Origin of the sequence: Sporosarcina sp. FSL W7-1349 (assembly GCF_038003045.1) — a bacterium.
Taxonomy (GTDB): domain Bacteria; phylum Bacillota; class Bacilli; order Bacillales_A; family Planococcaceae; genus Sporosarcina.
The window spans coordinates 1-19,965 of record NZ_JBBOOK010000002.1 but is presented as its reverse complement, the minus strand read 5'-3'; the positions used below and the strand labels follow the sequence as shown (position 1 = coordinate 19,965).

Here is a 19,965-nt window from a genome sequence, read left to right as displayed (position 1 = left end):
GCGGGCTTTTTTCGATAGGAGGCATGTCATTTGGGTGACAGCATTAGGAGATACCTGAAATTCGTCAAGCCTTATAACTGGCAGATCATTTTGACGATCGTCATTGGAATTGTGAAATTTGCCATCCCGCTTTTCATCCCATTGCTGATGAAGATTGTCATCGATGATATCATCGGTTCGGATACTCTGACGAAGGAAGAGATGACCCGGCAATTAATTTACTGGCTCGGCGGGACGATGGTGATCTTTTTCATCCTCCGTCCGCCTGTCGAATACTATCGGCAGTATTATGCCCAGTATGTAAGCAATAAAATCTTATATGATATCCGGCAGGAACTGTACGGCCATCTGCAAAAACTGAGCTTACGGTATTATTCCAATACACGTGCAGGAGAAGTGATCTCACGCGTCATTAATGACGTGGAACAGACAAAGAACTTTGTTATGATCGGCCTCATGAATGTATGGCTGGATTTGGCCACAATTGTAATTGCAATCATCATCATGTTGACGATGGATGTGCCGCTGACGATTGTGACTTTGCTCGCCTTTCCGTTTTACGCGTTCAGCGTCAAACATTTCTTTGGAAAATTGCGGGAGTTGACCCGTAAACGCTCCCAAGCGCTGGCGAATGTCCAAAGTTATCTTCATGAACGGGTGGCCGGTGTCAGTGTCATTAAAAGTTTTGCATTGGAAGAGAAGGAGAAAGGGCGGTTTGATGAGACGAATAGCGGTTTTTTGGAAAAGGCGATTGACCATACGAAATGGAATGCCAAAGCTTTCGCTGTCGTGAATACGATCACCGATGTCGCTCCCCTTCTTGTCATCGCTTACGCCGGCTACCAAGTCATCAATGAACACCTGTCTGTCGGGATGATGGTCGCCTTCATCGCCTATATCGAACGGTTATATAATCCGCTGCGGCGCCTCGTCAATTCCTCTACTACGCTGACACAGTCCTTCGCATCGATGGACCGCGTATTTGAATTGATGGAGGAACAGTATGATATTACCGATAAGGAAAATGCCAAAGACCTGCCGCCATTGGCAGGAAAGGTTGAATTTGACAAGGTAAGTTTCGCATACGAAGAGGAAGGGCATACCGTATTGAATGATATTGACTTCTTTGTCAATCCAGGGGAAACAGTTGCCTTCGTCGGCATGAGCGGCGGAGGGAAATCGACCATTGTCAGTCTCATCCCAAGGTTTTATGATGTATCGGGCGGAGCGGTCCGGATTGACGGCCATGATGTGCGTGATGTGAAGATTAAATCATTGCGCGACCAGATCGGCATCGTCATGCAGGACACGATTCTATTCAGCGATTCTGTTGAGAGCAATATTTTGATGGGGAAACCCGATGCGACCCACGAAGAAGTCATCGCGGCGGCAAAAGCGGCGAACGCCCATGATTTCATCGAATCTTTGCCGGAAGGATACGACACAAAAGTCGGGGAGCGGGGAGTTAAATTATCGGGCGGCCAAAAGCAACGGATCGCCATCGCCCGCGTTTTCCTGAAAAACCCGCCGCTTTTGATTCTGGACGAAGCGACATCCGCCCTTGATTTGGAAAGTGAAGCACTGATCCAAGATTCTCTCGATCAGCTCGTCCACGACCGGACGACGCTCATTGTCGCTCACCGGTTATCGACGATCACCCATGCAGACAAAATATTTGTAATCGATGGCGGGCAACTGAAGGAAAGCGGGACCCATGAAGAACTGATGAGTCAGGAAGGAATTTATCATAGTTTGTTCCAAGTACAGATGCTTGGGGATTGATTTAATAATAAAGAAATTTTCAAAAAACGACAAAAATCGCTGCAGGATGACATTATTGTCCGCAGTGATTTTTCGTTTTGCAGTTTAAATGGGTAATCCATTTATAAAAGTGGAAAAGCGCTTTAATACGCTACTAAATTAACGCATTGACTGAATACTGCTAGTCTACTAAAATGTATTGCCTTTGTGATAAATGATTGTATAATAGTGAATACCTTTAGAAATAATTAAAAAAATCAAGAAAAGGTGATTTGATGGATGGAAGAAGAACGGTCCTCCAAGTGAATGATTTACAAACGACCTTTTTCACAGATTCAGGAGAAATTCCCGCAGTGGATCATATCGATTTTCATCTGAAGGAAGGGGAAGTTCTTGGTATCGTGGGGGAGTCGGGTTGCGGAAAAAGTGTCACTTCCTTATCCATCATGGGTCTTGTCCCGAAACCGCCAGGAAAAATTGTCGGCGGTGAAATTCTGTATGGAGATAAGGATTTGTTGAAATTGAGCGAGAAGCAAATGAGGCAAATCCGGGGCAATGAAATCGCGATGATTTTCCAGGAACCGATGACTTCGTTGAATCCTCTTTTCACAATCGGAAACCAGATGACGGAAGCGATCCGGATCCATGAGAAGGGCTTGTCTAAAAAGAAAGCGGTTACACGCGCAATTGAGATGCTGAACTTGGTTGGATTGCCGAGGGCGGCCGAGCTCGTGAATGACTATCCTCATCAATTATCAGGCGGGATGAGGCAACGGGTCATGATTGCGATGGCGCTCGTCTGCAACCCGAAGGTACTGATAGCTGATGAGCCGACAACGGCATTGGACGTCACGATCCAAGCGCAGATTATGAAATTGATGAACGAACTGAATACGAGGCTCGGAACGGCTGTCCTTCTCATCACGCATGACCTCGGTGTCGTGGCAGAGACGTGCGAACGAGTCATCGTCATGTATGCAGGCCAAATTATCGAGGAAGCACCGGTCAAGAAATTGTTTGAACATCCTCAACATCCATATACGAAAGGGCTAATCCAGTCGGTTCCGGACATGCGGTATAAGAAAGATCGATTATACTCCATCCCCGGGAATGTCCCGAGGCCTGGATCGATTCGGCATGGCTGCAGGTTTGCTGCGAGATGTGAATTTGCATTCGATCGTTGTTTGAAGGAGAATCCTGCCCTGTATGATACTTCGGATGATCATCAGACGCGTTGTTTCTTGTACGACAGAGAGGGGGCAGGGATGGATGGTAACAAAACCCTTGTTAAAAGTTGATGGATTGAAAAAGTATTTCCCGGTCCGGAAAGGGCTTCTCGCCCGAACTATGGGAGAAGTGAAAGCGGTCGATAATGTCTCTTTTTATGTGAATGAGGGCGAAACGCTCGGCATTGTCGGAGAATCAGGATGCGGTAAATCGACGACAGGGCGCATGCTCATGCGCCTGCTGGAACCGACCGATGGCAAGGTGGAGTTCGAGGGGAAAGACCTCACTTCATTGACAACTGAGGAGATGCGGAAAATGCGACGGGATATCCAAATGGTATTTCAGGATCCTTACGCATCCCTTAATCCACGACATACGGTCGGCAAGATCCTTGAGGAGCCGCTCATTGTCCATGGAATTGGGAATCCGAAAGAACGGAAGCGCAAAGTGAATGAGTTTTTGGAAATCGTCGGTTTGAGTGAATACCATGCGAAAAGGTATCCACATCAATTTAGCGGCGGTCAACGGCAACGGATTGGTATCGCGCGTGCCCTTATGACGAATCCGAAACTGATTATAGCGGACGAGCCTGTATCGGCATTGGACGTTTCCATTCAGGCGCAGGTCCTGAACTTAATGCAGGATCTTCAAAAAGAGTTCAATTTGACTTATATTTTCATTGCACATGACTTGGGGGTCGTCCGCCATATAAGCGATCGGGTCGGTGTAATGTACCTAGGTAAAATTGTGGAAATCGCAGATAGTGAACAGCTTTATTCCGAACCGCTTCATCCTTATACGCAGGCGCTTCTGTCCGCGGTTCCCGTACCTGATCCGGAATTCAAGAAGGAACAGATATTGTTGGAAGGGGATATCCCGAATCCGGCAAATCCACCGACAGGGTGCACGTTCCACACGCGTTGCCCACATCGTATGGACATTTGTATGAAAGCGGTTCCAAGTTTGAAGGAACATAAGACTGGTCATTCTGTCGCCTGTCACCTATACGGTGATTCGGCCGACGTTTGATATAAATCAGATGGAGGGGTCAAAATGAGGAAAAACAAATTTTGGTTATTTGCCCTGATGCTCATCCTTGCTCTATCGACTGCCTTGGCGGCATGTTCGAATAGCGGGACGACAGAGCCGGAAAAAGAGGGCAACAGCGGCGAAGAGACAAAGGGAAATGAAGACACGGGCAATGAGAACGTAAATAAGACATTGGTCTTCGGTCGTGGTGGAGATTCTACATCACTTGATCCGTCGAGAACGACAGAAGGGGAAACTTTCAAAGTCACTAAAAATGTTTACGAAACGCTATTGAACTTCGGTGAACAAGATACATCCATCCAACCGGGTCTCGCAACAGAGTGGGAGCCAAGTGAAGATGGACTGACGTACACGTTCAAATTGCGTGAAGGCGTCAAATTCCATGATGGCACCGACTTTAATGCGGAAGCGGTCGTGAAAAACTTCGAACGATGGGCTAATGGGGATGCTGATACGTTCCCGTATTACAACACTATGTTCGGAGGATTCAAGGGCGATGAGGGCCATATCATCGAATCGGTCACAGCCGACGGTGACTACACAGTTGTCTTCAAGTTGACGCGTGCACAGGCTCCATTCCTGAAAAATATCGCGATGGATATGTTTGCGATTGCAAGCCCGACAGCTTTCGAACAAGGCGATGACCAGTTTGAAAGAAATCCGGTTGGTACAGGACCATTCAAGTTCGTTGAATGGAGACCAAATGAAACAATCACAATTGAAAGATTCGAAGATTACTGGCAAGAAGGGCTGCCTAAGCTCGACAAAGTCATCTTCCGTTCGATTCCGGACAACTCCGCACGTTTAAACGAGCTATTGTCTGGAGGGATTGACTTGGCTGATGGCATCAACCCATCAGATGGTGAAAGAATTGAAAACGAGGAAAACCTGCAATTGTTTGAACGTCCATCCATGAACATCGGATATTTGGGCATGACGGTTACTCGTCCTCCTTTCGACAAGAAGGAAGTTCGCCAGGCGCTGAATTATGCGATCGACAAACAATCCATCATCGATTCGTTCTTTGAGGGCCGTGCGGATATCGCGAAAAACCCGATGCCGCCATCCATTTCCGGTTATAACGATGATATTGAGCCATACGAATACAATCCTGAAAAGGCAAAAGAACTACTTGCGGAAGCAGGTCTTGCAGACGGCTTCGAAATGGAACTTTGGGCAATGCCAGTTCCGCGTCCATACATGCCAGATGGTATGAAAGTGGCGGAAGTCATTCAGAAAAACCTCTCAGACATTGGCATAACAGCAAAAATCGTTTCCCACGAGTGGGGAACTTATCTGGACTTGGCAAGTAAAGGGGATGCCGATGCTTTCATGCTCGGTTGGACAGGGGACAACGGAGACCCGGATAACTTCATATATGCCCTTCTAGATGAAGATAATATCGGCAGCAACAACTATACGTACTATAAAAATGATGAGCTTCATGACATTCTGATAGAGGCACAAACCGAAGTCGATGAAGAGAAACGTATTGAATTGTATAAGAAAGCGCAAGAAATCATTCGTGAAGAAGCGCCTTGGGTACCACTTGCACACTCGACGCCATTACTTGGAGGCGTGAAGGAATTAACAGGGTTAAAACCTCATCCGACAGGATCTGATCTACTGTCAAATGTAGAATTCAAGTGATAAAGGGGAAGGGAGAGGTCGGAAGGATTTCTCCCTTTTACCTTTCAATGGAGTTACATAGTCAATTGGAATTCAGTGTTGGAGAGGTGAAACTATGATCAGTTATATTGGGAAGCGGTTGCTGCAACTAATTCCGGTACTCCTCGGAATGACCTTTGTCGTTTTCATGATTATCCGAGCGATTCCGGGAAATCCGGCTCAGATCATACTGGGGCAGCAAGCGACGAAAGAGGCGGTTGAAGCGCTGACTGTCAAGCTCGGCCTCGATACCCCTTGGTATATCCAATATTTCAAGTACCTCGGGGGCATCTTAACGGGTGATCTTGGGGAATCGATGAGGACCCGTATGCCCGTTGCGGATGAGATTTGGCCCTATTTGGCGGCAACTATTGAGCTTACATTCTTTGCGATCATCATTGCAGTAGTAATTGGTATCAATGCCGGAATCATCTCTGCGTGGTTCCAAAATTCCTGGTTTGATTATGGAGCGATGATTTTTGCTTTGGTCGGGGTATCCATGCCGATTTTCTGGCTCGGTCTCATGGGTCAGTGGGTATTCGCATTAGAGCTTTCCTGGCTGCCAGTAACGGGAAGGGAGCAGGTGAGGGATCCGGTAAACGCCATCACCAATCTCTATGTGTTGGATACGATTTTACAAGGCCGTTTCGACCAGACATGGGTAGTGCTCAAGCATCTCATTTTGCCGGGGGTAGCCTTGGCGACGATACCAATGGCCATTATTGCGCGGATGACTAGATCAAGCATGCTTGAAGTGATGCGTTCCGATTACGTCAGGACCGCGCGCGCGAAAGGGCAAAAAATGTTCTGGGTCGTTTATAAGCATGCGCTTAAAAATGCGGTCATTCCTGTATTAACGGTTGTTGGATTGCAGACGGGAATGCTATTGGGCGGAGCAATCTTGACAGAAACAATTTTCGCGTGGCCGGGAATCGGTCGCTATATTTACGATGCTATCGGGTACCGGGATTATCCGGTCATTCAATCCGGTATTCTCATCGTGGCATTCATATTCGTCATGATTAATCTGATCGTCGACCTATTGTATGGCTTGATTGATCCAAGGATTAAATACGACTAAGGAAAGGGGGGAGTGTCTATGACCGAGTTGACTCCAAAAGTGGACGGAATTGCGGAAGCGAAAATTAGCAGCAAATCTGTCGGACCGTGGAGCGAAGCATGGAACGGTTTTAAAAAAAGTAAAGTCGCCGTCGTTGGAGCCGGCATTGTCATCTTTTTCATACTGGTTGCCCTTTTTGGACCGCTTGTAGCGAAAGAGGGAATTAATGAACAGCTTGCGGCTGACCGCCTCCTTCCTCCTTCGTCCGAGTATTGGCTGGGGACGGATGATTTGGGAAGGGATATTTTATCCCGCATTATTCATGGTGCGCGGATATCATTGTGGATCGGGTTTTTCTCGGTAGTCGGGTCGGTTGTGGTCGGAAGCGTGTTAGGGATCATCGCCGGCTATTACGGCCGCTGGGTGGATACGATTATTTCCAGATTCTTTGATATCATGTTAGCCTTCCCTTCCATTTTACTGGCGATTGCCATTGTTGCCGTCCTTGGCCCGAATTTGCAAAATGCTTTGATTGCCATAGCGGTCATCAACGTTCCGAACTTCGGGCGATTGATCCGGTCCAAAGTGTTGAGCATTAAAGAGGATGAATATATTACCGCGGCCAAAGGGATCGGTATGAGGGACGCGAGAATCCTGTTTTCCCATATTCTGCCGAACTCCATGGCGCCTGTCATCGTCCAAGGGACACTGGCGATCGCGACAGCTATACTGGAAGCGGCGGCACTCGGATTTCTAGGCCTCGGAGCACAAGCACCGGACCCGGAGTGGGGGAAAATGTTGGCCGATTCGAAAAACTATTTGCAAACGGCTCCGTGGACGATGGTGTTCCCGGGTCTGGCCATCATGCTGACCGTTCTCGGATTCAACTTGATGGGGGATGGGTTGCGGGACGCACTAGATCCGCGTATGAAGAATTAGGATAGGATATAGAAGAGCAGAGGGGATGATAGAAATCCTGCCTCTGCTTTTTGTTTTGGATTGACAAGGGCGTGCGAATTGTCATGGCAATCCGGAAAACTGTCATGGAAAATGTGCAAACTGTCATGGCTCCAGCGTCAACTGTCATGGGGCGGCTGAACTGTCATGGCAAATCGGAAAACTGTCATGGGAAATGTGCGAACTGTCATGGCCCTGGCGGTAACTGTCATAGAGCGACTGAACCGTCATGGCAAACCGGAAAACTGTCATGGCAAAAGTGCGAACTGTCATGGCTCCGGCCTCAACTGTCATGGGGCGGCTGAATTGTCATGGCAAACCGGCAAACTGTCATGGCAAATGTGCGAACTGTAATGGCTCCAGTGGCAACTGTCATGGGGCGGCGGAACTGTCATGGCAAATCGGAAAACTGTCATGGAAAATGTGCAAACTGTCATGGCTCCAGCGTCAACTGTCATGGGGCGGCTGAACTGTCATGGCAAATCGGCAAACTGTCATGGAAAATGTGCGAACTGTCATGGCCCTGGCGGTAACTGTAATGGGGCGGCGGAACTGTCATGGCAATCCGGCAAACTGTCATGGCAAAAGTGCGGACTATCATGTCCCCAGCATCAACTGTCACGGGGTGGCTGAACTGTCACGGCAATCCATCGTACTGTCCTGCCCAGAACTAAAAAATGCTGTTGGCATCTATTTCGCCAACAGCATTTTCGATATCAATACACTTCTTCATCCCACTCGATTTCTGACTCCCTATGATGATGCTTTTGATAGGACACGATCAGCTTGTCGAGATGTTCCAACTGTTCTTCGTAATTCAGGATGGCCGACAGGATATGGAGAAGATGATATGCCGAGAATTCTTCTTCCTCCTGCGTGATGGCAATCTCCTTTGCGAAGATTTCCATGACTTCATGACGTTGGATGTATTCCTCATTTGGCACGACACTTGTGCGGTCGGACTTCAATTTGCCGACAAATTTCAAGTGCAGCTGCTCATGGTATGTGAGAAGCGCATCCAGCCGTTCTTGGATCATCATTCTGAAATGCTCAGGCAGATTGATCAGTTCATTTTCGTACTGATGCAACCGTTTCAGCACATCATAACTGCTTCGGGAGGTGGCAAGCATCTGCCGGTAAATGACCAATTTCCGGCCTTTTTCCCTAGTGTTCTTCTTGAAATAGCTTCGCTCTTCTTTGAACAATAAATAAAACTGATCGACCTGTGTCAGGCGTTCTTTTAACTTATTGAGCGATTTCTTTGTCGCGATATGCTCGGAAACTTGCCTTCCTGCCAAACGGGTCCACCTGATGATTTCGTCCTGTGTCTGATGGATCGACTGGAAAAGTTTCGTCTCATATTTAGGAGGCATGAACACCAAGTTGACGATGAATGCCGCAAGCACCCCGATGACAATCGTGATGAATCGTTGCATGGCAAATATTAAGAAGTCTTCACCTTGTATCTCCATAATGGCAATCATCATTACGAGCGCCAACGAGATGTTTTTTTCGAGCCCCAACTTCAGCATGATCAAGATAATGATCATCGCAGCGAGCCCGATGATGAGCAGCTGGTGGCCGAATAGCAGGACAAACAGGATGGCGACGGTTGCTCCGATGATATTTCCTTGTATTTGTTCAACGATGGTCAAATACGAGCGGTATATTGATGGTTGAATGGCGAAAATCGCCGCAATCCCGGCAAAAACGGGGTGGGATAAATGAAGTGTTTCCGCTATGAACAGAGCGAATACGATGGCAACACCCGTTTTGAAGATGCGGGCACCTAGTTTCATGCAATTATTCCTTTCCGAAAAGGTTTCATTCTCAACCGTACTTTCATCTAGATAGTAAATCCCTATTTTCTGTTACTTTACCGTGTTCCTGCGGAATGGTCAATCGGTCAATAGGCGGCTTAACTCGCTGAACGAACGGTCGACTGCCAGTAAAGTATCCTGGATATCCTGTTCCGTATGGGCTGTCGTCAAGAACCATGCTTCGTATTTGGATGGAGCGAGATTGATCCCGTTTTTCAACATCAATTTGAAGAACTTCCCGAATACGTCTCCATCCGTTGCCTCGGCTTGTTCATAGTTCTCCACTTTCACATCGGTGAAGTATAAAGTAAGCGCGCCGCCCAAGCGGTTTGTTGTCAGCGTAATCCCGTGTTTGCGTGCGGATTCCAAAATCCCGTCTTCCAATAAAGCCCCTAGGCGATCCATTTCCGCGTACACTCCAGGTTCCTGCAATACTTCCAAGCAGGCAATGCCCGCTTGGATCGAGGCCGGATTCCCTGCCATCGTCCCGGCTTGGTAAGCGGGGCCGAGCGGAGCAACTTGCTCCATGATCTCTTTTTTGCCACCATATGCCCCGATTGGGAGACCGCCTCCGATGATTTTTCCGAGCGCCGTCAAATCCGGCGTCAAGCCGAGCATATCCTGGGCTCCGCCATAATGGAAGCGGAATGCCGTGATGACTTCGTCGTAAACGATCAATGCGCCATGATCGGCCGCCAGTTCATGGACCAATGGAAGGAAGCCTTCATTCGGCTCGACAATCCCGAAGTTGCCTACGATCGGCTCGACAAGAACGCATGCAATCTCGTCTCCCCATTTTTCCATCGCTTCCCGATAAGCTGCTGGATCATTGAACGGTATCGTGATCACTTCCTCGGCGATTGAGGACGGGACCCCTGCTGAATCGGGCGTACCAAGTGTGGCGGGGCCGGATCCTGCCGCAACTAAGACAAGGTCGGAATGGCCGTGGTAGCATCCGGCAAACTTCATGATCTTCGTCCGCCCCGTATAAGCGCGTGCCACACGGATCGTCGTCATGACCGCCTCCGTCCCCGAATTGACGAAGCGCACTTTATCCATGCCGGGCATCGCTTCTTTCAACATTTTTGCGAATTTCACTTCGTGGGCTGTCGGAGTCCCGTATAAGATGCCCGTTTGCGCTGCTTTCGTGATTGCTTCCGTAATATGCGGGTGGGCGTGGCCTGTGATGATCGGTCCATACGCCGCCAGATAATCAATGTATTTATTGCCGTCGACGTCCCAGAAATAGGCGCCCTCCGCCCGTTCCATGACGGTCGGAGCACCTCCTCCGACAGCACGATAACTGCGGGAAGGACTGTTCACCCCGCCTACGATATGCTCACATGCTTCTGTATAGACCTGTTCTGAAATTGTTCGATTCATTTCAATTGCCTCCATTCATTTCGACCTTTATTGTAAACAAAATCAGGACGATACGCCAAAGAATTGAAAGTGGCGTAGTTGTCCGGTACGATTGTAAGTACAATGATGATAATGGAGGAATGCTTCATGACGACTTTAGAAGGAATGCAGGCACCTGTTTTCTCGTTGCCTAACGAAAAAGGCGAGACGGTTTCATTGAAAGACTTTGCAGGCGAAAAATATGTCATCCTTTATTTTTATCCGAAAGACTCGACGCCTGGTTGTACGACGCAAGCTTGTGATTTCCGGGATGCCCATGAGCAGTTCGGTGAATTGAATGCGGTCATTCTTGGGGTAAGTCCTGACAATGAGTCATCCCATCAAAAATTCATCGGCAAGCACGGACTTCCGTTTTCCTTGCTCGTGGATGCAGACCATGAAGTGGCTGAACAGTACGGAGTCTGGAAAATGAAGAAAATGTTCGGCAAGGAGTTTATGGGAATCGAGCGCTCCACTTTCTTGATTGACCCGACTGGGACGGTTGTGAAAGAGTGGCGCAAGGTGAAAGTGAAGGGGCATATTGAAGACGCGTTGGCGACGCTGGAACAGTTGATCAATTCATAAGGGGTCCTGGGGGTTTATTAGATGAATGTTGTATTTATGTTTCCAATCAAAGATCATCAGAAAGAGAATCTATTACATCGTTTTCCGCAAGTCGACTTTCATTTTGAGCAGTCGGATGAGGCCATCGCCCAAGCGGAAATCATCGTTACATATGGCAGCGATGTTACGATCCCGGTTTTAGAGAAGGCCAAGTCCCTTGAGTGGCTGATGGTGGCCTCCGCGGGGATTGAGAAATTGCCGCTATCCTATATCGCGGAGCGTGGCCTGCTGATGACGAACGCAAAAGGGATCCACAAAATCCCGATGGCGGAGTCGGTGCTCGCGTACATGCTGGCAGTTCGTCGATCTTTGTTCCTCATGTACGACCGCCAGAAAAAGAAAGAGTGGAATAAAAGAGTCTACTCGCGTGAGTTGAGGGGATCTACTGCCTTGATACTCGGACCGGGCACCATCGGAGGCGAAATCGGGCGGTTGCTTCAGGCGTTCGGCGTGCGGACCATTGGCTGTAACCGATCCGGAAAGGAAAGCGAGTGGATGGAGGAGACCATCGTTTTCGATCGATTATCGGAACGGCTGGGAGAAGCCGATTTTGTCATCTCCATTTTACCGAGCACTCCGGAGACACGTGGGCTGCTGACGAAAGAACATTTCCGGGAAATGAAAGAAACAGCGGTATTCATGAATTTTGGGCGCGGGGATTTGTTTGACGAAGCCGATTTGATCGAGGCGTTGAAGTCAGGGGAGATTGGCCAGGCCGTCCTCGATGTATTTGAGACGGAGCCATTGCCGGAAGAAAGTGAGTTATGGACTCTTCCAAATTGCTTCATTTCTCCGCATGCATCCAGCTTTTCGGGGAAGTATGTGGAACGGTCCCTTGAAATATTCGAAGCTAATCTGGAAAAATGGCTGCAAGGCGATCGAAATTTACTCAATATCACTGATCCGCTCAAGGGATATTGACCTAATAATAAGCACTTCAGTTGACAGATACCCTATTTCTTAAGTAAACTAATAATAATCATTATAAAGAAATAATCTTTCTGGATTGGGGTGTTTGGCCATGTCTGAAGTGCTTTTGCAAGACGCGCTGGACACATTAAAAACGACCGGCGTTAGAATTACTCCACAAAGACATGCGATTTTAGAATATCTGATTTCATCCGAAGCGCATCCAACCGCGGATGAAATATATAAAGCGCTAGAACAAGATTTTCCTAGTATGAGCGTAGCGACCGTTTATAATAATCTTCGGGTATTCCGTAATGCGGGACTTATCAAAGAGCTTACGTATGGGGATTCATCCAGTCGGTTCGATTTTGTGACACATGATCACTATCATATTATTTGCGAACATTGTGGGAAAATTGTGGATTTTCATCATCCGGGTCTGGAAGAGGTGGAGCATTTCGCTTCCCATGTGACCGGTTTTAAAGTGAATACGCATCGTCTGGAAGTCTATGGTACTTGCCCGTCGTGTGCGGAGGGCAGTGGTACTGTCCAATAAAGAAGCGTCCAACCCTTTATGGGAAGGACGTTTTTTTAATGCCAGAAATCTGGCGGATCGATACCTAACGAAAATGTAAGATACCCTTACAAATTGTTCGTTGAATCAATGGATGATTTTTCTCCCGCTCTGTATCCTTAACATACAGAAGCAAATAACGACGTGGGGGAATTATGATGGAGATTGTATTACAAGCTACGGGCGTGCAAAAAATGTATGGAACGAAAACGAATATAGTTTCTGTTTTAAAAGGTATTGATCTCACCATCTATAAAGGTGAATTCGTTGGTATCATGGGTCCATCGGGAGCCGGGAAGACCACTTTGCTCAATGTGTTAGCGACCATTGATAAGCCTACTTCGGGAAGCATTCAGATTAATTGGAGAGAAATTACGGAAATGAATGACGAACAGTTGTCCGAATTTAGGAGAACAAAATTGGGGTTCATTTTTCAAGATTACAATCTTTTGGATTCCCTTACGATGCGGGAAAATATATTGCTACCGTTGGCGTTTTCCAATCGCTCCGCATATAACATTGACCAGAAAGTTGAAGAAGTTTCTTCCGTATTAGGCATCCAAGCTATATTGGATAAATACCCTTATCAAACTTCGGGCGGCCAGAAACAACGTACGGCGGCAGCTAGGGCGATCATCCATAACCCGTCATTGGTATTGGCGGATGAACCGACTGGTGCATTGGATTCAAAATCTTCCATGGCTTTATTGACCGCTTTCAATGTCATGAACAGGGATTATGAAACGACCATCTTGATGGTTACGCATGATGCGTTGGCAGCCAGCTATTGTGATCGGGTTGTTTTTATCAAGGACGGCAGCTTATTCACAGAATTGGTGAAGGGCGATAAGGATCGAAATCGGTTTTTCGACCAATTGATCACGACCTTGTCATCCATGGGAGGCGGCAGCTATGACATTGGTTGATTTGGTCAAAAAAAATCTGAAGCATAACTTTGGCAGGTATTTCATTTACATCGCTTCTCTCACTTTTAGTGTATTAATTTATTTTACGTTTGTTTCGCTTCAGTATAATGAGCAAATAGTCGATGCGTTTGGCAGGGAAGATAAGATGGGACCGCTTTTGACCGGGGCGTCTGTCTTGTTGCTCGTCTTTATTGCCACTTTTATCTGGTATTCCAATTCGTTTTTTATTAAAAAGCGCAAGCAGGAAATTGGTCTGTATTTATTAGTGGGCGGTAAAAAATCGGAAATTGGCTGGATGCTGTTTTATGAAAACCTTTTGTTAAGCTTGTTATCCTTAGGAATCGGGATTGGGTTAGGGCAAGTGTTTTCCATGTTTTTCAGCATGATAGTAGTAAAGGTTATGGGGTTTGAGCTAGTTGTCCATTTTACATTTAACACGACTGCCATTATACAAACCGTTTTTGTCTTTATACTCATTATGCTATTCGCTTCGTTTCAAGGATATTGGATTGCTCATCGTTTTCAGCTGATTGACTTGTTTCAAGCGAAGAACAGGGTGCAATCGGTGATTAAACCATCCTTTCTATTAGCTCTATTGGCGTTCGTTTTGATCGGTTTTAGTTACTGGAATCTCCTGCATGCGTATGAATCCCAAAGCTGGGAAGTCCATTTCGGACGTAACTTGATCGGCATCCTTCTTTTTCTAGTGGCGGGTTCGTATTTTTTATTTCAATCGGCCAGTGGTTTCTTCGTCACCATCCTGCAGAACAAAAAAGGGATGTATTATAGATGGAAGAATCTGATTACGTTCACTCAATTAAAAAGCAGGTTGAGGAGTAATGCAATTATTTTAACGGTCATTTCCGTGTTGAACGGTGTGACGCTTGTCGCATTTGGGTTTGCTTACACGATGTATTACAACACGTTGCAAACGTTGGAGGACAACATTCCATTCAGTTATCAGTTTGAAGTTTCGTCCGTATCGTTAAATGAAGAAATGTCAGCGGTCCTATCTCAAAACAAGGACCATTCCGTGGTGTTAGATGAAACTTTCGAGTATGTCATGGTGCCAGGACAATCTGATGATCTGGAAAACCTTCCGGGCGGCTATCATTATTATGAACAGCGGTTCGCGGTCATTCCAGTCAGCACCTATAATCGACTCGCTGACGGTTTGGACCGTGAGAAAGTTACGACACTTGGCAGAGAGCAAACGATTATGCTAGGTCGCAATTTCATCGGTTCCCAACAGAAGACAGAGAACGTTGGTCGCAGGCTCCCATTATTGGCGAACGGGAAGGAATTGCATCTTGAAGTGGTGGACAATAAAATAGAATCCCTATTTAATTACGACGTTCAACCATCCGTCCTTATTGTGAATGATGATGTATATCAACAAATGCAAGGGGAAATAGCCCCTATTAGGACCCGTGTCGTCAATGTCGCCCATCAGGGAGGATCCGCCTTGTTAACGGAGCAGCTCAGAGCGGTTCATGACAAAAGGATAGGGAATGAGCAGGAGTTATATGAGCCGCATTTCAGATTGTATAGTTTTTCGGAAAACTATGCTCTTGCCCAATCCATTTATGGACTCCTCATATTCGTTTTTGGCTTTTTAGGTCTTGTCTTTTTGGCGGCAACGGGCAGTGTAATTCACTTTAAATTGTTGACTGAAGCAACGGAAGATCGGTCGAGGTATAAAATCCTTCGTAACCTTGGATTGAGTAGAAAAAACGTGAAAAGGTTGATTGCCAGACAAACCTTCATCCTATTTCTCTTGCCGCTCCTTGTCGGCATCGGACATAGTTCTGTTATCCTTGGAGCTTTATCCCGGGTGATGGCCGTCAACTTCGTCACACCTGTCGTGATATGCACGGTTATCTATACTTTGCTCTATGGCGGGTATTATATAATGACACTGGCTTCGATGAATAAACTGGTGAATACGTAAAAACGAGGGAGCAGCGGCTCTCCTCGTTTTTATTTTACAATGGAAAGGTAATCTAACCCTTTGGGAAAGTGGATGGTCACCGTTGTATAAGAGTGTTCTTGGGATGAAATCGATAATTCATGTCCCAATTTGTTCGTTAACTTCTTCGCTAGATACAGACCGATGCCGGTTGATTTTTGATGAACTCTTCCATTGGAGCCGGTGAACCCTAATTGAAAGACGCGCGGGAGATCGGCTTGCGATATTCCGATGCCATGGTCTGTAATGATCAATCGGGCTTCCTTGTCATCCGCTTCGGAATGTATGGAGACCGTTCCTCCGTCAGCGGAATATTTCAATGAATTGGAGAGGATTTCTGAAAGGACATATCGTAACCATTTCGGATCAGTTTCCACTGGGATGGTTTCAACCTGGAAATCAACTTTGATTTTTCGTCGTATGAATTCCTTGGCATGTTGTTTCACAACGGAGCGGATTACCTTGTCCAAATCGGTTTGTGAGATGAAGAAATCTTGGGTGAAATGATCCGATTTAGCAAAGTAGAGGGCTTGTTCGACATTCCGTTCAATGCGGGAAATTTCTTCTTGAATATTTTGCATGTCAGCATGGGAAGACTGTTCAAGAACCAATTTGCAAACGGCAATAGGTGTTTTAATTTCGTGAAACCAAGAGGTCATGAATTCCAGTGACTCTTTTTTCTCTTGGGTAATGGCAACCATTTTTTGTTGATGCTGATTATTGATGGTCTGAAGCCATTGGGTATATAAGAATTGCTCGTATGTATGAGGCTCTCCGATTCCATCGGGAATAAAAACCCCATCAAACCAGCGGGACGTCATTTTTGAAAAATATGCAGTTATAGAATAATAATCGATCGCTAAGTGAAGCAGGAAGAAACCGAGAGCGATAATATGGATATAGACCATATTGGAAAAATGGATAGGAATCGCCGGCTCCACGTATAGCAAAATCGTTAGGAATGTCATGAATAACACATATAGGGCGATGATCCGTTTTTGAAAAGATAAATAGTGATAGAAGGATCTGATCATACAAGCATATACCCCTGACCTTTTTTCGTCTGGATATAGTCGTCGAGACCGTAATCACTTAATTTTCGACGCAGACGATTGATGTTGACTGTAAGTGTATTGTCATCGACAAAGCTTTCATCTTCCCATAAAGCAGTCATGAGTTCTTCGCGTTGGACAATTTGCAGTTTATGCTCAATGAGGACACACAGAATCTTAAATTCATTTTTCGTCAGCTCAATTTCCTGGTCGCCAATGGAAACGACGGCTTTCTTCAGATGAAGTGTCATGTCCCGGTGAGTGAGAATATCCATTTCAATCTGCTGATGGTACGTATAAGATCTTCGCAGAAGGGCGTGTACTTTAGTGAGCAGCATTTCCATCGAAAAGGGCTTTTGGATAAAATCGTCTCCGCCCATGTTCAGCGCCATCATCATATCCATCATTTCAGTTCGCGAAGAGAGAAAAATGATGGGGATGTTAGAGTGTCTGCGAATCCGTTCGCACCAATAAAAGCCATTATAGTAGGGCAGGTTAATATCCAAAATGATGAGGTGAGGTTGTGTGTGAAGAAACACTTCCTCCACTTTCTGAAAATCGTCAATTAAATGGGCAACATATCCCCATTTACGTAATTCTTTGGCAACCAACTCACTGATTTTCTTTTCATCTTCCACAATTAAAATGGTGAACATCAATTTCACGTCCTATATAGAAGGTAACTAAATTGTATCATAGGCTGGATTGGTGGATAGTGAAGTGACGAAAATGTAAGATGATTTCTGGGGACAGAGAGCAAAAACTTTAAGTGCAAAGGAAGGGACGGTCTCGAAATGATAAAAAGCCCTTGGAAATCCGTTTAGAATTCCCAAGGGCTCGCATAGTAATCTCACGAAACTTAGTATATGTTGCGTGAGAAGACGGGAGGTAATTGCTTCCTCCTATTTATTTGACTTTACTTTTATCGTTTGATTTTTCGGGACGGTTATACGCTTCGTCGAACTCCTTACCTTCGAGTGAAGGGTCCAAGGTAAGCGGCTCGCGGCAATGCCCGCACATATCGACGCGGCCCAACATTTTGGTCTGTCTGCCGCAATTCGGGCAGGTGATTTGGACCGCCCGGGTGGACAACATACCGATCCAAGCGTAGACAATCGTACTCCCGATGATGGCAAGCATTCCAAGAACCATGAAGAGCAACATGATAATTTCATTGTTTTTAAAGAAGATTCCAATGTACATAATGACAACGCCGATGAATATTAGCGATAAGGCAAACGACCGTATCCGGTTTATCTTATTTTTATAAGGTTTCAACTAGCCTTCCTCCTTACATCTATCCTCAATTACTATAGCATAAAATTCGATCGCTCCGTTATTTATCTTTATTCAGCAAGTGCAAGCGCCCGCTGAATAAAGATAAAGCCTTTGGCGAATAAGAATTACTAGCACTGATAATGCCAAAGGACGTGGCGTTTTTGTTGGCCGACGAATCGCTCGATTCAAAATCTGGACGCAATTACGCCAATCCGTAATTGAATATTAACTCGTGTGGAAGGATTTTTTGAGAGAATCGTCGAAACATTAACGGCAAGGAGGTGTGGTAGTGGAACAGGTGCTAAGGTCAATCTATCAGGAACGGGCAAGTTCTCCAGATACGCTAGGAGTCATCCTTGTGGAGAAGCGGATGCCCGGAGATCCGGTTACCGATACATTTGACGCGATACTTCTTATCATTACTGCAAATGAAGACATCCCGATTTACACAAAACATTACACAGACGGCCATGAAAAAGCCGCCATGCACGTCATCAGTGAAAAACAACTCCAGAAATGGGTTTTGGTCGGATCCAAACGGAAAGTGGTCGATTGGCTGTTTTACGGAAAAGTCTATTTTGACCGGAACGAATACGTAGAACAGTTGAAGACTGCTTTGCACTCCTACCCTTCCTATGGACGGCATATCAAAATGGGACTGGAGCTTTCAAAATTAGTTAGAGGCTATATGGAAGGCAAAACATATTTCGAACAAGGAAATCACCTGGACGCCTACCACCATGTTGTTCAATCCCTTCATCACCTCGCCAGATTGGCTGTGATCGAGGAAGGTTCATTCCCTGAGGTTACGGTATGGTCCCAGGTGAAAAAGATTGACCCATCGATTTATAAGCTATATGAAGAATTGATCATGAGCGAAGAACCTTTGGAAAAACGGCTGGAGCTCTTATTCTTGGCCAGCGAGTTTTTCATCCATAACCGTACAATGGATGGATCCCGTCACATTCGGAGCGTCATGGCGACGAAGCAGCGGTGGACGATTCAAGAACTCCATGAGAATGAAGAACTTGAAATGTACTCCATCAATCTGGAAGTGTTTATCGAATTCTTGATCGAAAAAGGATTGATCCATGTAATCGAAACGGATTCAAAAAATGATTTCATCTTCCACAGGGAATATAGTGTGAACCGGGAGAGGCTGGAACAATAGAGGAAAGAGCCGGTTGTTTCAGTGCGGTTGGTAAAATTGCTGAACGAATCATTACTACATGTAATCCTCCGCTTTAGAGAGTGGAGGATTTCTTGTTGCATAGGAACTTATACAATTTAGGCTTGGGGATCGCTATCAAAAAATAGACGTGTTTACGGCCAGTCAATCGAACAGCGAAGTGTTCGATTTGCCTTAATTTCTGCGTCCTTTGCAGAAATTAAGGCACAGTTCTCGAGCTGTGTATCTTGTCGTAAGCTAAGCGGGGTCCCGCTCTTTAGTTGCTGAAATCATTTTTTTAATTTATTTTAGAAATCATATTGACATTATTTAAGATAGCATGTTAGTATAGTAAACGTCGCTTGGGAGAGAAAACGAGAAACAAACCGAAAAAACTTTTTCGGAAAACTTCTTGACTCTGAAAGGCAACGATGTTAAATTAGAGAAGTCGCTTTTGAAGGCGACGAAATGAACCTTGAAAACTGAACAGCAAAACGTCAACAAATAAAGTCCGGAAGCCG

The 19,965-nt window shown here is 46.0% G+C and carries 19 protein-coding genes; 14 read left to right on the top strand and 5 right to left on the bottom strand.

Annotated features, from left to right (window positions below; translation table 11 throughout):
- The first annotated feature begins 30 nt into the window (after positions 1-30).
- From MKY41_RS14065 to MKY41_RS14030, 8 genes are all read left to right on the top strand, one after another.
- On the top strand, positions 31-1,782 hold the full coding sequence (locus MKY41_RS14065) for an ABC transporter ATP-binding protein (RefSeq protein ID WP_340745729.1): 1,752 nt from the start codon (positions 31-33) through the stop codon (positions 1,780-1,782).
- A gap of 254 nt (positions 1,783-2,036) precedes the next feature.
- A complete protein-coding gene (locus MKY41_RS14060; RefSeq protein ID WP_340745728.1) occupies positions 2,037-3,059 on the top strand; it encodes an ABC transporter ATP-binding protein in 1,023 nt (340 codons plus the stop codon).
- Positions 3,031-4,017, top strand: a complete 987-nt coding sequence (locus tag MKY41_RS14055) for an ABC transporter ATP-binding protein (protein WP_340745727.1) — start codon at positions 3,031-3,033, stop codon at positions 4,015-4,017. The genes MKY41_RS14060 and MKY41_RS14055 overlap by 29 nt, the downstream gene beginning before the upstream one ends.
- A 24-nt stretch (positions 4,018-4,041) precedes the next feature.
- Positions 4,042-5,688, top strand: coding sequence for an ABC transporter substrate-binding protein (locus MKY41_RS14050; protein ID WP_340745726.1), 1,647 nt, complete (start codon positions 4,042-4,044; stop codon positions 5,686-5,688).
- A 94-nt stretch (positions 5,689-5,782) separates the two neighbouring features.
- Positions 5,783-6,787 carry an ABC transporter permease gene (locus MKY41_RS14045; RefSeq protein WP_340745725.1) on the top strand — a complete coding sequence of 335 codons (1,005 nt, stop codon included), beginning with the start codon at positions 5,783-5,785 and terminating at the stop codon, positions 6,785-6,787.
- Positions 6,788-6,805: 18 nt separating this feature from the next.
- Positions 6,806-7,705 carry an ABC transporter permease gene (locus MKY41_RS14040; RefSeq protein WP_340745724.1) on the top strand — a complete coding sequence of 300 codons (900 nt, stop codon included), beginning with the start codon at positions 6,806-6,808 and terminating at the stop codon, positions 7,703-7,705.
- 83 nt (positions 7,706-7,788) lie between these two features.
- Entirely contained in the window at positions 7,789-8,028 is a 240-nt protein-coding gene (locus MKY41_RS14035; protein WP_340745723.1) for a hypothetical protein, read from the top strand.
- Positions 8,029-8,034: 6 nt separating this feature from the next.
- The gene (locus MKY41_RS14030; protein WP_340745722.1) at positions 8,035-8,256 is read left to right on the top strand and encodes a hypothetical protein; all 222 of its coding nucleotides are present in this window, start codon (positions 8,035-8,037) and stop codon (positions 8,254-8,256) included.
- 183 nt (positions 8,257-8,439) lie between these two features.
- Here the strand turns inward: MKY41_RS14030 and MKY41_RS14025 are convergent, their stop codons facing one another.
- Positions 8,440-9,522 (bottom strand): FUSC family protein, encoded by a 1,083-nt coding sequence (locus MKY41_RS14025; protein WP_340745721.1) that lies wholly within the window; start codon positions 9,520-9,522, stop codon positions 8,440-8,442.
- Positions 9,523-9,621: 99 nt separating this feature from the next.
- A complete protein-coding gene (locus MKY41_RS14020) occupies positions 9,622-10,926 on the bottom strand; it encodes a glutamate-1-semialdehyde 2,1-aminomutase (RefSeq protein ID WP_340745720.1) in 1,305 nt (434 codons plus the stop codon).
- 126 nt (positions 10,927-11,052) lie between these two features.
- Here MKY41_RS14020 and bcp point away from each other — a divergent pair, with 126 nt between their 5' ends.
- From bcp to MKY41_RS13995, 5 genes are all read left to right on the top strand, one after another.
- On the top strand, positions 11,053-11,529 hold the full coding sequence (gene bcp, locus MKY41_RS14015; protein ID WP_340745719.1) for a thioredoxin-dependent thiol peroxidase: 477 nt from the start codon (positions 11,053-11,055) through the stop codon (positions 11,527-11,529).
- Between the two features lie 21 nt (positions 11,530-11,550).
- A complete protein-coding gene (locus MKY41_RS14010; protein ID WP_340745718.1) occupies positions 11,551-12,489 on the top strand; it encodes a D-2-hydroxyacid dehydrogenase in 939 nt (312 codons plus the stop codon).
- Positions 12,490-12,589: 100 nt separating this feature from the next.
- The gene (perR, locus tag MKY41_RS14005; RefSeq protein ID WP_340745717.1) at positions 12,590-13,033 is read left to right on the top strand and encodes a peroxide-responsive transcriptional repressor PerR; all 444 of its coding nucleotides are present in this window, start codon (positions 12,590-12,592) and stop codon (positions 13,031-13,033) included.
- Positions 13,034-13,209: 176 nt separating this feature from the next.
- Positions 13,210-13,977: an ABC transporter ATP-binding protein gene (locus tag MKY41_RS14000; RefSeq protein ID WP_340745716.1), complete on the top strand. Its 768-nt coding sequence runs from the start codon at positions 13,210-13,212 to the stop codon at positions 13,975-13,977.
- On the top strand, positions 13,964-15,928 hold the full coding sequence (locus MKY41_RS13995; RefSeq protein WP_340745715.1) for an FtsX-like permease family protein: 1,965 nt from the start codon (positions 13,964-13,966) through the stop codon (positions 15,926-15,928). The genes MKY41_RS14000 and MKY41_RS13995 overlap by 14 nt, the downstream gene beginning before the upstream one ends.
- A gap of 29 nt (positions 15,929-15,957) precedes the next feature.
- Here MKY41_RS13995 and MKY41_RS13990 read toward each other — a convergent pair whose 3' ends face one another.
- From MKY41_RS13990 to MKY41_RS13980, 3 genes are all read right to left on the bottom strand, one after another.
- Complete coding sequence (locus tag MKY41_RS13990) at positions 15,958-16,980, bottom strand: sensor histidine kinase (protein WP_340745714.1); 1,023 nt, start codon at positions 16,978-16,980, stop codon at positions 15,958-15,960.
- On the bottom strand, positions 16,977-17,654 hold the full coding sequence (locus tag MKY41_RS13985; RefSeq protein WP_340745713.1) for a response regulator transcription factor: 678 nt from the start codon (positions 17,652-17,654) through the stop codon (positions 16,977-16,979). Before MKY41_RS13985 ends, MKY41_RS13990 begins: the two co-directional genes overlap by 4 nt.
- A 250-nt stretch (positions 17,655-17,904) precedes the next feature.
- A complete protein-coding gene (locus tag MKY41_RS13980; RefSeq protein ID WP_340745712.1) occupies positions 17,905-18,276 on the bottom strand; it encodes a YgzB family protein in 372 nt (123 codons plus the stop codon).
- Between the two features lie 289 nt (positions 18,277-18,565).
- Between MKY41_RS13980 and MKY41_RS13975 the strand changes: the two genes are divergently transcribed.
- Complete coding sequence (locus MKY41_RS13975; protein WP_340745711.1) at positions 18,566-19,447, top strand: nucleotidyltransferase-like protein; 882 nt, start codon at positions 18,566-18,568, stop codon at positions 19,445-19,447.
- Positions 19,448-19,965: the final 518 nt, after the last annotated feature.